The organism is Microcoleus sp. T3_B1 (assembly GCF_036700445.1).
Classification (GTDB): Bacteria; Cyanobacteriota; Cyanobacteriia; order Cyanobacteriales; family Microcoleaceae; genus Microcoleus.
Window position 1 is genome coordinate 68,127 of sequence record NZ_JAUBOX010000030.1, and the last position, 14,220, is coordinate 82,346.

The window sequence follows — 14,220 nt, forward strand, 5'->3', positions numbered from 1 at the left end:
TGTAGGGAATTAGACGGGCAAAATCCCCCCTAACCCCCCTTAACAAGGGGGGAACAAGAGCGCTCGAAGTCCCCAATTTCTCCCTTTATATATTTTTATGCTAATCTAAAAGTAGAAATTCAAACTCGGGGAAAGTATATATGACCATTGCCACTCACCCCAAATTAACTGCACTCCCGGAACAGCGGTTGATTTTGCCGCTATCGATGACTTGGGAACAGTTCAAAGCTTTGGATTCCTTGCTAGAGTACACTCGCAGTGTTCGCTTGTCTTACCTCGACGGATATGTGGAAATTATGACACTTTCGCCGGAACATGAAACCATTAAATGCCTGCTGGCAGGAATGTTAATGACCTTTTTCGTAGAAAAAGATATTAGTTTTAGACCGACGGGTAGCGCTACACTCCAAGGGGAAGCAAAAGGCAGCAGCAAGGAACCAGATTTATCTTACTACTTTGGCGAAGACAGACGGCAGCGAGAAACACCCGATTTGGCGATCGAAATTGTTTTTACTAGCGGAACTATTAATAAACTGGAATACTACCGCAGATTTAACGTAGCAGAAGTTTGGTTTTGGGAAGACGGAGTATTTTCGATTTACCAACTGAACTCGGAGGATTACGATCGCGTTTCTCGGAGTATGCTGTTGCCGGATTTGGATCTAGAATTGCTGGGGAGATGCCTGCAAATGTCTGAAGAAAAAGAAGCTTTGAAAGTGTTTCGGGATGCAGTTCGAGTTGGTTAACCTAGAAGATATACAAATAAATTATGGCCTAGGAATGCCGGCAATGGCCGGAATATACGAAATGTACGAAATGTCATAAAAATTGCAATCATCTGAAAACATCCAGGGTTTCTGGTTTTCAGAAATTTTATTTTAATCTATACTATTCGGAGTATTAGGGCTTACGCATTTCGACCAAAGAAACCGGGTTTTTTACCGAATCTGTGGTAATAACGGGTCTTCGGGGCAAAAAACCCGGTTTCTGGACTCCCATGCGTAAGTCATAAGTATAAAAAATCTTACTCTTCAGCAAATATCTATGAATAGGGATTATTCGCGGTTTGATTCCCTCGCCAGCATCCTCGCAGGAACAGTAACAGTAGCAGGAATAGTCGTCTTTGCAGCAGCACCTGTTTTCGCAAAAACTCCCCAAGAAATTGCCAAATTCGCTGAATCTGTCACCGTTCAAATTAACAGATCGGATAAGCGTGGTGGAACGGGATTTATTATTGCAAAACAAGGTACAACCTACACTCTCCTGACAGCTAACCATGTAGTTGATGATGATAAACTTACCTATACAATTCGCAGTCATACGGGAAAAAACTATCCAGTAACCCGTCGTGTACTATTACAGAAAGGTCAGAATGCTCCCGATTTAGCAGTGGTAACATTTAACAGTGCAGATTCTTATCCTGTTGTCACTTTCGGCGATTCCGAACAAGCGACAGTTGCTACACAAATTTTTGTGTTTGGCTATCCAGGTATTCCGGCTAGCAGAAACCAGCACCAAAAAGAGCGCAATTTCGAGTTTGTGCCGGGCTTCGTTACAAGCAGAATTTCAAGTCATCCCCAAGGGTATAATTTGCGCTACAATGCTGTCACGAAAGGGGGAATGAGTGGAGGGCCTGTATTTGATGGAGAAGGGCGGGTAGTTGGAGTTCATGGAGAGGGCGATCGGGATTACGATCCTGTCATTGACGGAAAAGTTATTACAGGTTTAGCCGATATTAAAACAGGATTTAATTCAGCAATTCCTATTAACACTTTTCTAGCTAAATTATCGGAGGCGGGATTAAATCGTTCGGCACTTTTAATTAATACCTCTCCAACAGCTACTGCACCTCTGAAACTCAATAATCCGCAAGATGCTAAGACTTATTACGTTCGAGGTTTAACTCGGTTTGATCGGGGAGATTTGTCAGGGGCTGTTGCCGATTTTAACCAAGCAATTCAAACTCAATCTGATTACGCGGAAGCTTATTTCTATCGAGCCCTCGCTTATTCCGATTTGAGACAAATGCCCAAGAGTATCGCTGATTATAGCAAGGCGATCGCCCTAAATGCCGGTTATGTTGACGCTTACTACAATCGGGGGCTGGTTTTGTCAGCAATGGGAGACAAACCGGGGGCGATCGCAGATTATACTCAAGTCATCCGCTTGGATAGAAACTTTGCAGCGGCTTACAACAACCGAGGATTAGCACTTTCGGACTTGGGCGATCAAAAAGGGGCGATCGACGATTTCAATCAAGCGCTGCAAATCAATCCCGGTCGCGCCAACACTTATTTTAACAGAGGATTAGCGCTGTTTCGCATCAATAACGATCGCTCTGCCTTAGCTGATTACACTCAAGCAATTCAACTCAATCCCAATTATGCTAAGGCTTTTGCTAACCGAGGAATTACGTTGGTAAGAATGGGAGATAGACAAGGGGCGATCGCAGATTTGCAGCAAGCGGCTCGTTTATTTAGGGCTCAAGGAATGAATGCAGATGCTCAAAAAGCATTAGATTTGATTGGGCAATTGCAAAGACAATAAACGTTATGATATAATCGACGATCGGATTGCAATTAATCCTGTAGGGGCGGGTTTACCAACAATATTTGACACAAACAAACAGGTAAAATAAACCCGCCCCGCCCCATCCATAAGGTAGGGGCGGGTTCACCAACAATATTTGACAGAAACAAACAGGCCAAATAAACCCGCCCCGGCCCTATTCGTGGGTGGGGGCGGGTTTATAAATACCTTGGATGTGAATTAGAAATCTTGGCGAACCCGCCCCTACAGGATTTTCGTAATGCTGATTTCTCCCTAAAACCTCACCGTCACCAAAATCACCCGCCGAGGCTGATCTTCGGCTTCAATAGTAAACTCAACACGCCCAAAACCTCTCGGCCCAGGTTCAACTAAATCGTAGCGAGATGTCACCGTACCGGCGGCTGTATTGTATTGAGCAAAAACAGCACCAGGATTCCTCCCAGCAGACGCATCCGCATCCCCTCCCCAAGCTGTTGTATCATCTATTCGCGATCGAGTTGGCAATACAGAAGCCGCGATTTCTGGAGGTGTTAATCTTTGATCGGCTAAGACTTGTTGAGCGTTATGAATAGCGCACATTGTCGGCCCGGAAATTTTGGCATCGCTATATTGATCTTCCCACTTTTGTACAAACCCAAAGCCAACATTCGGGCCCACTTGCTCCTGTCTTTGCCGGCCCCACAGCCGACTGGTATCAGCAGCAAAATTGGAACCGCTGCCAGTTAGGGCTAATTCGGTTCTTTTGTTGGTAAAGTTGCGATCAACAAATTCTTTATCTGCCCTGCGAATAGCGTTGGCCGCTGCTGGATCTACTTTACTGCTAACATTAGTATTGCCTTGTAATATTGGTGAGAGAACGCCGGGGATGGGCTGTGCTCCACAATATTTTTGAATACCGTTAAAAACGCGATCGGCTGATAAAGCACTAATCGGAAATTCTAGGGAATAAGCTTCGGCAGGTTTGGGGAAAAAGATGCCGGATGTGGCGGAAGCAGCAAAAGAAGCTCCACCCCAGATGACGATACGATTAAATTGACGGCGGCTGAGGCTCATAATTTATCTACTCCCTGGAGAGCTTGCGCCCGGTATAATAGCGAGCCAGAAGAAGTAGTACCATTTATTGCTACAATTTGTTGCCCTAGAGCAATAGATATCAACAGCCAGACTTTTACCATTACTGACATCTACCAGCATTGTATTGACCCTGCCATCTTTTCCTACTTGGGAAGCTACTTGATTTCCATCTACATAAACATCTATTTTCGCAGGGGGTAGACCATCCCCATCCGCAACTCCATACTCTATTCGGAGAGAGGCGGGATCACCAGGAAGTTGACAAGTCCAACCAGCACCGTTACTCGCCCATATCAACAAACGACTGGTGTATATTTCTCTACCTATGGAAACATCCCGAGCTTGTTCTTGATAATTGGGAAACCCTCTATGAACACAGTTGAGTTCGAGCAAAAAGATCGGGCGCTGGGCCTGAGCCACTTGTGCGCCAACTGTCGCTAGAGTAAAAGACAACACCCCAGCCGAGAACAAACCGCTGAGCCACCGCACTCGCTTCATATAAATATCCTGCTAATACCTTAATCAATTAATATAAAGGATGAGCTGTGTAGGAAAAGTCCTGACTTTAGATAGATGACAAAATCAAAAATGTCACCATTGTACGAAATGTCAGGTATAATGAATGGCGTAAACTCCAGCTTCTCCCTAATCTATGGATATTGCCGAAGTTTTGACACTGGCAGATGAGCTAATTTTTGCTAAGACGGGAAAGCATTTAGATTACGTGCAAGAAGCTATCCTGCGGGGAACATTAGAAGACGCAACTTACACGCAAATTGCTCAAGAAGTTTACTCAAGTCCAAGTCATGTCAGAAATGTCGGATCTGACCTTTGGAAAACACTTTCTAAAGGATTGAAAAAAAATATTACTAAAAACAATTTTAGGACTGTATTAGAAAAGGCAAGTTTTTATAATTATCAATTAGCTATTGTTGAAAATGTAATAGGCGAGAATATAACAGTTAATCATAACGTTAACATTTGTCATGAAAAAGCCCGATCGCCCACTTCACCCCAAAACCCCCAACCAACAGCAAAACAGCCCCGCATCGACTTAGACGACGCACCAGAAATCTCGACATTTTACGATCGCACATCCGAACTCACCACCCTCAAACAATGGATTTTGGGCGATCGCACCCGTCTCATCAGCATCTTAGGATTAAGCGGAAGTGGCAAAAGTGCGATCGCCCTCCAACTAATCCAACACCTTCAATATGAATTCGACTGTATAATCTGGCGAAGCCTCCGCAACGCGCCACCCCTCCAAACACTCGAAACCGACTTAATTCAATTCTGTAGGGGCGGTGCCCCCGTGCCCGCCCCCGAAGAAAGGGCGATCGCCGCCCCCGAAGAAAGGGCAACCACGGGGGGATTGCCCCTACAATATTTGCGATCGCACCGCTGTCTGATCGTGCTCGATGATGTGCAAACAATTTTCAGCAGCCAACAACTAGCAGGAAACTACAAACCAGGCTATGAAAATTATGGCACTTTCTTCAAACAAATAGCAGAATCATGTCACAACAGTTGCATAGTTTTGATTAGTTGGGAAAAACCCAGAGAAATTGCAGCATTAGAAAGCCACCCGAAAAATTGTCAAACCTTGCAACTCAATGGTTTAGGCGAAGCAGCGCGAGAAATATTCACAGAAAAAGGTTTACTTGAATCGGAAAACTGGTCAAAATTGATAGACATTTACCGAGGAAATCCCTTGTGGTTGAATACAGTAGCTGCTGCTATTCAAGACTTGTTTAGCGGCAATATTTCTGAATTTTTATCCTATGATAGCCTAGTTTTAGGAGACTTAGAATATTTATTGCACCAACATTCTCAGCGTTTGTCAGACTCCGAAAAACAAGTAATGTCCTGGTTGGCAAATCAAATCAAAGCAGTCGAAATCTCCAAAAAGCCAGCCCTTCTGGAATTATCCCCTTCAGAATTCCTCAAAGCCGTCGAATCCTTGAGACGGAGGTTATTAATCGAAAAAGTCCAAAAGGGCGATCGCACCCTCTTCCAACTCCAACCGGCGATCGCAGAATACGTAAAAACCAACATCCAATAACTTCAAAATATCCAAATATAAAAACTATCCCCATCTAAATAAAAGAGCGATCGCCTGTTTTTTGGGAAAGGGCGATCGCTTCAAATCAATAATCAAGCAAACAGCAAGTTTTCTACTAGAGTTTTAGGTTCAGGGATAGATTTACCATCTACCTGATATTCTTCAACTAAAAGCTCTAATACCTCTACTGCATTCTGCAAAGCTTCTTCGTAGGTATCTCCATGAGTGTGGAACTGCTGAGATGGAAAATCAGGTAAGTGAACTAGGTAGCAGTTATCTTCATCCGACCATTGAATAACAATTATATAAGGTAATTTCATGATTCAGGTTCCTCTTCTTCAATTGCTTTCAATATTCCAATTTTTCGATTAACTTCTCTCTCTAAATACAGTTTCGCATCATCGCCATCATTTCCAGCAATGGTAATTGGTTCATGATAGTAGTAAGGGATGAACCCATCTTGTATGGCTGCCTTTTGCCGAACGATAAGTAAACCCAGCTTTTAGCAGCAGGCTTTTGAGTTCTCGAATCTTTTTGGGCATAAGCAGACATTAAAATTGTGGCAAGGTGACGGAAATACTTTAATCCTATTCCATAAAGTAGGGTTTGTCAAAACGTACCCTACTACATGAATTTGAAGTAGTTTCAGCATCAATCCGCGTAAAAACTCACATCTTATAGCAGTTTTAGGAACAGGCAAGATGCCTGTTCCACAACACATGAATAATTTGCTTGTGGGGTGGGCTTCTAGCCCGCCCTGAAAGGATTATTGAAAAATTAGCAAAACATTAATCCAAACAGCCCCATTTAGCCTAAAATTAAAAAGACTGACTAGCCAACAATGCCCTATGTTTGAAGCCCTTGCCGATCGACTCGAATCCACCTGGAAAAAACTGCGCGGACAAAATAAAATCTCCGAGTCCAACATCCAAGACGCGCTCAAAGAAGTCCGCCGCGCCCTCCTGGAAGCCGATGTCAACCTCCAAGTCGTCAAAAACTTCATCTCAGAGGTAGCGGCAAAAGCACAAGGCGCAGAAGTCGTTTCAGGCGTCCGTCCCGACCAACAATTTATCAAAATCGTCCACGACGAACTCGTGCGCGTCATGGGGGAAACCAACGTACCCCTCGCCACCGCCGAATCCGGGCCCACAGTGATCCTGATGGCAGGTTTGCAAGGAACCGGGAAAACCACAGCTACCGCCAAACTAGCGCTGCACCTCCGCAAACAAAATCGTACCGCACTGCTAGTCGCAACCGACATTTATCGACCAGCCGCGATCGACCAATTGCTAACCCTCGGCAAACAAATCGACGTACCCGTATTTGAATTAGGCAAAGACATTGACCCCGTAGAAATTGCCCGCCAAGGCATCGAACACGGCAAACAAATCGGCATTGATACCATCATCGTCGATACAGCAGGCCGCCTGCAAATCGACCAAGACATGATGGCAGAATTGGGCCGCATCAAACAAACAGTACAACCCCACGAAACGCTGTTAGTTGTTGATGCCATGACCGGCCAAGAAGCAGCAAATTTAACCCGCACCTTTCACGAACAAATCGGCATTACCGGCGCAATCTTAACCAAATTAGACGGCGACAGCCGCGGCGGTGCAGCCTTATCCGTGCGGCAAATATCCGGCGCGCCGATTAAATTTGTCGGCGTCGGCGAAAAAGTGGAAGCATTGCAACCATTTTATCCCGATCGCATGGCATCGAGAATACTCGGCATGGGCGATGTCTTGACGCTAGTAGAAAAAGCGCAAGAAGAATTCGACATCGCCGATGCCGAGAAAATGCAAGAGAAAATGCTCACGGCAAAGTTTGACTTTACCGACTTTCTCAAGCAAACCAGACTGTTAAAAAATATGGGTTCCCTCGGCGGCATCATGAAAATGATTCCGGGGATGAACAAACTCTCAGACGAACAAATGCGGCAGGGAGAAGTGCAGCTAAAACGCACTGAAGCCATGATTAATTCGATGACAGTTGAAGAACGCCGCAACCCCGAACTTTTAGCCAGTTCTCCATCCCGCCGCCGCCGCATCGGCAAAGGCGCAGGCTACGCAGAAAACGACGTAACTAAGCTGGTGAGCGATTTCCAGAAAATGCGTACCATGATGCAGCAAATGAGTCAAGGCAACTTTACAGGAATGGGAGGATTGCCCGGAATGCCCGGAATGCCCGGAATGGGTGGCCCCGGAATGCAGCCCGGTTCCCGTGGCTATATGGGTGCCCAGCAGAAGAAGAAAAAGAAAAAAGATAAGCCTAAAAAAGGTTTCGGACAGTTGTAGAAAATCTCAAAAATATTGCACGATTGTCAAAATTTTGTAGGGGCGGGTTCACAGATCATAATTGCCTAAAACACACAATCTCGTAAACCCGCCCCACCCCATGCAAGAGTCCTTTAACTTTTTTTTGTTGCCGAGTTCAATCTAAAAAAAACCGGAATTGAATATGGTACAAATATTTACTGAACCAGAAACCATCTCTATAGAATTGCCAAACGCGATCGGGATTGTTGTCAGTAGCGAGCAATTCGAGGCCCTAGCATTGGCAAATCCCGACTTGAGATTAGAGAGAACAGCAGCAGGAGAATTAATAGTGAATCCACCCACAGGAGGAGAATCAGGCAGTCGCAATCTCAGTATTAGCGGGCAAGTCGATCGCTGGTGCGAAACACACGAAGATTTAGGAGAAGGCTTTGACTCTTCTACCGGATTCATCCTCCCCAATGGTGCTCGCCGTTCTCCCGACGCTTCCTGGGTGAGTAGAACTCGCTGGGAAGCACTAACTCCAAAACAGCGCCAAGGCTTTGTTCCTCTGTGTCCAGACTTTGTAGTAGAATTGCGCTCGGCATCCGATAGTCTCTCCACCCTTCAAACTAAGATGCGGGAATATATCGACAACGGCGCAAGATTGGGGTGGTTGATTGACCCGCAAAACCAACGGGTAGAGATTTACAGACAACAGACAGAAGTAGAAATATTAATTAATCCAACCGAGTTATCCGGGGAAGATGTATTGCCAGGATTTGTGTTGAATTTAAGGCGAGTGTGGCGTTAGAGAGCTTTTGATGCCAAATCCGCCCAATCCCAGATTCCGCACCCCCCAACGGGCAGCATACACTGCAAGAGTGCGACTCGAAGTCGATCGTCCGAAACAATAGTGAATCAAAATATCGGAAATTCTGTGTTACTGAGCATAAACCCGTTAGGAATTCCTAAAAATTAACGTTCGGGCATGAGGTAAATTTTATTAATTCATAAAATATCAAAAATCCGACCCAAACTAACTATTAATTCCCAGCAGAATTGAGTTCGCATGATGAGAGTAGGCTTTTGGGCCTTTCCCACAAAAGATTCATAAAATTTATTGCGACTAAACTAGATGTCAGGCCAGCTTGCTAGCCCTACCTTTATGCCTAATAATTCGGTTGCCTTTTCGCTGTCTACAGGCCTAGAAAATAAATATCCTTGCCCCAACTCACACCCCAACTCTCGCAGTTTCTGTAGCTGTGTTGGCGTTTCTATGCCTTCTGCCACGATATCCATACCTCGGCTGCGAGCCAGCGTTACAATTGTCTGGATAATTTCTACGCCGCTGTTGTCTGCCCCAATGCGGCTCACAAAAGACCGGTCAATCTTTAAGGTATCAATGGGAAACTCATGTAAGCGGCTTAAAGAAGAGTAGCCCGTGCCAAAGTCATCGATACACAACATAAGGCCTAGAGCTTTTAGCTGCTTCAACATCTTTTCTTCCCTGGATACTGTTTCCAAAATGCAGCTTTCAGTAATCTCTAGTTTGAGACTGTAGCTGGGAAAGCCAGTCTGCTGCAAAATCTCCTCAATTCGATTCAGTAGGTTTGCTTGCTTTAGCTGCACTGGGGAAAGATTGACATTAATCGCCAAGGGAGGTGTGTGGGGAAACTGTTGCTGCCAAATACTGATCTGGTGACAAGCTTCCTGCAAAACAAACCACCCCAGTTCATTGATCAAACCAGTTTCTTCAGCCACAGGGATAAACTCAGCAGGCGGGTAGATTCTGCCAGATGGGTGATGCCAGCGCACCAAAGCTTCAAAGCCACTCAGTTGCCCCGTAGAAAGCGAGACAATTGGCTGGTAGTGAACGCAAAATTCTTGTAGCGCGATCGCCCTTCTCAAATCATTCTCCAACTGCAACCGCGTCATCGCCACAGTTTGCATCGCTGGATCGAAAACTTCGTAACGCCCTCTGCCTTGAGCTTTAGCATAATACATTGCGATATCCGCATCTCTGAGCACGTCTTCGGGGCGATCGTAACCCATTGTGCTAACGATAATGCCAATGCTGATCTCGGTAAATACTTCATAATCATTCAAATTAAACGGCTGCCTTAATTGATTTTGGATGCGTTCAGCCACCCTGTTTGGTTCATCAATATCTTTAATATCTTCCAGCAATATCACAAATTCATCTCCTCCAAACCGCGCAACTGCATCTGTGTGGCGTAAACAAACTTGCAGTTGACGAGCAACGCTTTTTAGTAATTGATCCCCAACCAAATGTCCGAGGCTATCATTCACTACTTTAAAGCGATCTAGGTCAATAAATAGCACCGCATATACATAATCTTCACGTCTGTACGACAAGTCGATCGCCTGTTGCAGCCGATTCATAAACCAAGCGCGGTTAGGCAACTCCGTTAGCGCGTCGTGAAAAGCATAATGTCCTAATTTTTCTTCTCTTTCCAACAACTGAACTTGAGCCTGTTGAAGCTCGTTGCAGGCTTGTCTAAGTTCAGCCGTTTGAGAAGCCACCCGTTCCTCTAACTCAGAAGTGAGTTTCTGCAAGGCCGCTTCCGCCTCTTTTCGCGCTTCAATTTCCTCTTTGAGAAGCACATTTTGCTCTTCCAGCGTCTTGGTTAAATTTCGCAGTCTCAGGTGTAGTTGCACGCGGGCTAGGACTTCCTCTTGCTGAAAGGGTTTGGTGATATAATCTACTGCTCCCATTGACAAACCTTTAACCTTATCCACGCGATCCGTAAGAGATGTCATAAAAATCACAGGGATATCTTTCGTTGCCACCGATGCTTTTAAGCGGTGGCAGGTTTCAAACCCATCTATCCCCGGCATCATCACATCTAACAATATGATATTTGGCGAAACTTCTTGTAACTTCTCAATAGCACTTTCCCCATCCTTAGCTACTAAAACCTTGAAGCCTGACTCCTTCAAAAAATCGAACAGAAGTTTTAGGTTATTCGGGTTATCGTCAACAATTAAAATTACATTGTCTTTTTGGTTGAGCATTTTATTCCCCCAAATGTTTTTTTACAAAAGCTAGTAGTTCTTTTTCTTCAAAATTTTTGGCAAATTGCAAGATTTTATTAGCAAATGGTAAATAGTTACCGTCTATCTGCTTGAGTCTATTGGCTTCCTGCTCAACCACTTCAATATCGCCGATCCGAGCTGCATTAAACAGCGCTACCAGCTCTGCTGATGGCGGTATCACAAGCTCACCACTCTGAACGTTTAATACATCAGTGAAACCTTCCGGCTGTGCGATCGCCAAATCCGCAGGTTGGTCGTAAATCCATTCTATTTGTAAGTAATTTTTTAATACTTCTAGCAATTCTTCTACTTGGATAGGCTTTGACAGGAACTCGTTACAACCTGCTTCTTGGCTATTTTGGCGATCGAATTCAAACACGCTGGCGCTGGATGCTATCAATATTACATCCTTAAACTCTGATGACTTTCGGAAGCGCCGCGACATTTCAAATCCATCCATTACTGGCATCACTAAGTCTGTGATAATCATATCAGGTTGAAAATCAATGGCTTTATTTAAACCCTCTTGTCCATTACAAGCTTCCATGATTTTAAAACCTAGTGGTTCTAAAAAGCTTCTAATAAAACCTCTATTTTCTAATCGATCGTCTACTAACAAAATTTTATTTTTATTGCCTTTAAAACCTGTTAAATTAATTGAAGTATTTACCGAAGGTTGAGTAATAAATTCCGCTGATTGAGTCAACTCTAAATCAAAGGAAAAAATGCTGCCTTGACCGAGTATACTTTCGACTTTTATTTCGCCTCCCATCAGTTGAACAATTTTCTGTGCGATCGCTAATCCCAACCCAGTGCCTTCTGCCTTCCGCTGGCTATTTCCGACTTGTTCAAACGGTAAAAATATTTGTTCTAACTGTTCAGGTGCCATTCCAATCCCCGTATCTTGGATATGGAAACGAATTTTAGTAAGTTGTGATTGCTCAGAGTCTTCCCCCGTAGCTATTACGCCTACCTTAAAAATAACACCTCCTTTTTCTGTAAATTTAATAGCATTGCCCAAAAGGTTAATCAAAACTTGGCGCAGTCGTTTTTCATCAGCCTTTACAGCGTTAGGAAGTTGATTTAATACTTGATAACTAAATGTAATTTCTTTTTGTTCAGCTCGGATGCGGCACATTTCCACAACCCCGATCAAAAAAGAAGAAAAATTAAAACTTGAGCTGTCAAGTTCCATTTTACTGGCTTCAATTTTAGAAATGTCTAAAATATCGTTAATCAGCGTGAGTAAGTGCGAACCACACTGGTGAATAATGTGGATAGCATCTTTTTGTTTAGGAGTGGTAGTTTGATCGCGCTCCATAATTTGAGAGTATCCTAGAATTCCGTTCAGGGGTGTGCGAAGTTCATGGCTCATGTTGGCGAGGAATTCGCTCTTGGCATGGTTAGCAGTATCAGCGGCAATTTTTGCCTCTTTTAGCTCACTTGTTCGTTCTTCTACTCGATTTTCTAGCTCTGAGTTTGTCTTTTCTAAAGCAGCAAAAGACTCGCGCAATTGCTGTGCCATTTGGTTAAAAGATTGAGCGAGAACTCCCAGTTCATTTATCCCATTTACGTCTACTTTTTGGTTTAATTGACCGCTAGCGATCGCTCTACTCGCTTTACTCAAAAGAAAAATAGGATGGGTAATCCAGCGGGAGGCGAAGATTCCTAACAACGTCGCTAGCACTAACGCTAAAACGCAGAGTAGGATAGTGCTACGGGTATTGGCATTGATTTCCTCCATAAAGTCGGCTTCTGGAACGACTACAACAATCAGCCAATCAAGACCTCTACCATCTTGGAATGGGGATACTTGCACGAATTCCCGCTGACCATTTAGCATGAATTCTAGTTGCTGGTTGCTATCTATTTCGGTAAAGTTACCAAAGCGTTCTATTAAATGTTGCGCTGTACCATTGATCAAAGGTACGCTGCTCTCAATCGCTTTTAATCGTTGCGTTTTTTGGCGATTTTTGCTTTTGATAAATGGCTTCTCGGCGGTGGAAGAAGCCACTAGCAAGCCAGAGCGTTCGATGATGAAAGTCTTTCCCGATCTACCAATTTTTAAACTTTGGAGAAAGTCGCTGATTTTTGAGAGAAAGAGATCGGTACTTACAACACCTATAAAAATGCCATTTTTATCGTAAGCAGGTTGGCTAGCGGAGATGCCTAGGCTAGGTTGAATATAATATTGATAAATTTTATTCCATTGGGGTTTGCCGGCAACTTTTGCAGCTTTATACCAGGGTCGAATGCGGGGATCGTAGTCTGGGTGGGTTTCCTTAAACTGAGTCGGGTTGCCCTCTCTATCTACCTTGACGATCGTATTGAGAAAATTAGTAGAGCGATCGGTTATTTCAATAACCACACTGCCATCATCCTTATATCCAGCACCCGCGTATTCTTTTTTTTCCCCTCCAAAACTGATGTAACTAACAGTGGAAAATTGCTTGAGCTGCCAGTAGAAGTAGCTTCTCATAGAACTCATATTGTCTGGATTCCATAATCCAAAGCGGCGAATGGCATCGACGCTGATGGCATTGACCAAATGGGGTGTTTCCAAGTAAGTGTTTAGTTGTTGATTGATGCGGGCGACTACCTCCGTTCGTAATTGGGTAGTAACGTTGTTGACGGCAGTTTTGCCGTTGCGTAGCGAGAGCCAACCTGTCAGTCCCACAGCGGCGAAGATTTGCAGGACGAATGGTACGACTAAGACGAGGCGCAGCGGGATTTTTTGAGGCCTTTTTGCAAGTTCATTCTCACTTGCGATTAGTGTCATGGCGGAGTCATTTTAGTATTTGGATTATTTCAATAACAACAGTCGCTCACCCTTGGTCATTTAAAGTCAGCTCTAGGGAAATTATTGATTCCGTCTCTCTTGAACGCCAATTGGTTTAATGATATCTTATTGTTGAATAACCGGACCCAAATGAGCGGCTAATACTGATACAGTTGGCAAATTTATGAAATAAACAGCTCCCCATTTGAGACGAAATCTCCATAAATGTCAAATGCTATATTTTGCTTGGGGTCGCAGTGTAAGCCTACCTGCAGATTTCAGGGATATTCAGTACACCTTCATTGACTTGTAGGTCTTGATCTCAATACTAATTGATCTAAGCATACAATTATAGTCAGGACTTATACCAATTTTTTATGAGGCCCCGTAGAATCTGATCCCCCCTAACCCCCCTTAATAAGGGGGGGACAAGATTC

General features: G+C 44.1%; 10 protein-coding genes and 1 pseudogene. 5 read left to right on the forward strand and 6 right to left on the reverse strand.

Features of this window, described 5'->3' with window-relative positions:
• Positions 1 to 140: 140 nt before the first annotated feature.
• Positions 141 to 746 carry a Uma2 family endonuclease gene (locus QT990_RS17810; protein WP_333143769.1) on the forward strand — a complete coding sequence of 202 codons (606 nt, stop codon included), beginning with the start codon at positions 141 to 143 and terminating at the stop codon, positions 744 to 746.
• A gap of 298 nt (positions 747 to 1,044) precedes the next feature.
• Complete coding sequence (locus QT990_RS17815) at positions 1,045 to 2,547, forward strand: tetratricopeptide repeat-containing serine protease family protein (protein WP_333465567.1); 1,503 nt, start codon at positions 1,045 to 1,047, stop codon at positions 2,545 to 2,547.
• A gap of 276 nt (positions 2,548 to 2,823) precedes the next feature.
• On the opposite strand, the gene QT990_RS17820 is transcribed toward QT990_RS17815, so the two are convergent.
• A complete protein-coding gene (locus tag QT990_RS17820; RefSeq protein ID WP_333465568.1) occupies positions 2,824 to 3,603 on the reverse strand; it encodes a Tat pathway signal protein in 780 nt (259 codons plus the stop codon).
• A gap of 3 nt (positions 3,604 to 3,606) precedes the next feature.
• The gene (locus tag QT990_RS17825; RefSeq protein ID WP_333465569.1) at positions 3,607 to 4,122 is read right to left on the reverse strand and encodes a hypothetical protein; all 516 of its coding nucleotides are present in this window, start codon (positions 4,120 to 4,122) and stop codon (positions 3,607 to 3,609) included.
• Positions 4,123 to 4,276: 154 nt separating this feature from the next.
• Here QT990_RS17825 and QT990_RS17830 point away from each other — a divergent pair, with 154 nt between their 5' ends.
• Entirely contained in the window at positions 4,277 to 5,689 is a 1,413-nt protein-coding gene (locus tag QT990_RS17830; protein WP_333465570.1) for an NB-ARC domain-containing protein, read from the forward strand.
• Between the two features lie 92 nt (positions 5,690 to 5,781).
• Here the strand turns inward: QT990_RS17830 and QT990_RS17835 are convergent, their stop codons facing one another.
• Both QT990_RS17835 and QT990_RS17840 read right to left on the reverse strand, forming a co-directional pair.
• On the reverse strand, positions 5,782 to 6,009 hold the full coding sequence (locus QT990_RS17835; RefSeq protein ID WP_333465571.1) for a type II toxin-antitoxin system HicB family antitoxin: 228 nt from the start codon (positions 6,007 to 6,009) through the stop codon (positions 5,782 to 5,784).
• Positions 6,006 to 6,231 (reverse strand): annotated as a pseudogene (locus tag QT990_RS17840) (type II toxin-antitoxin system HicA family toxin). Before QT990_RS17840 ends, QT990_RS17835 begins: the two are co-directional and overlap by 4 nt.
• 306 nt (positions 6,232 to 6,537) lie before the next feature.
• Here QT990_RS17840 and ffh point away from each other — a divergent pair.
• Together ffh and QT990_RS17850 are read left to right on the forward strand one after the other, a co-directional pair.
• On the forward strand, positions 6,538 to 7,986 hold the full coding sequence (ffh, locus tag QT990_RS17845) for a signal recognition particle protein (protein WP_333107613.1): 1,449 nt from the start codon (positions 6,538 to 6,540) through the stop codon (positions 7,984 to 7,986).
• 163 nt (positions 7,987 to 8,149) lie between these two features.
• Positions 8,150 to 8,758: a Uma2 family endonuclease gene (locus tag QT990_RS17850; RefSeq protein WP_333465572.1), complete on the forward strand. Its 609-nt coding sequence runs from the start codon at positions 8,150 to 8,152 to the stop codon at positions 8,756 to 8,758.
• 320 nt (positions 8,759 to 9,078) lie between these two features.
• Here QT990_RS17850 and QT990_RS17855 read toward each other — a convergent pair whose 3' ends face one another.
• Positions 9,079 to 10,983, reverse strand: coding sequence for an EAL domain-containing protein (locus QT990_RS17855; RefSeq protein ID WP_333465573.1), 1,905 nt, complete (start codon positions 10,981 to 10,983; stop codon positions 9,079 to 9,081).
• A gap of 1 nt (position 10,984) precedes the next feature.
• Positions 10,985 to 13,783 (reverse strand): ATP-binding protein, encoded by a 2,799-nt coding sequence (locus QT990_RS17860; protein WP_333465574.1) that lies wholly within the window; start codon positions 13,781 to 13,783, stop codon positions 10,985 to 10,987.
• Positions 13,784 to 14,220: the final 437 nt, after the last annotated feature.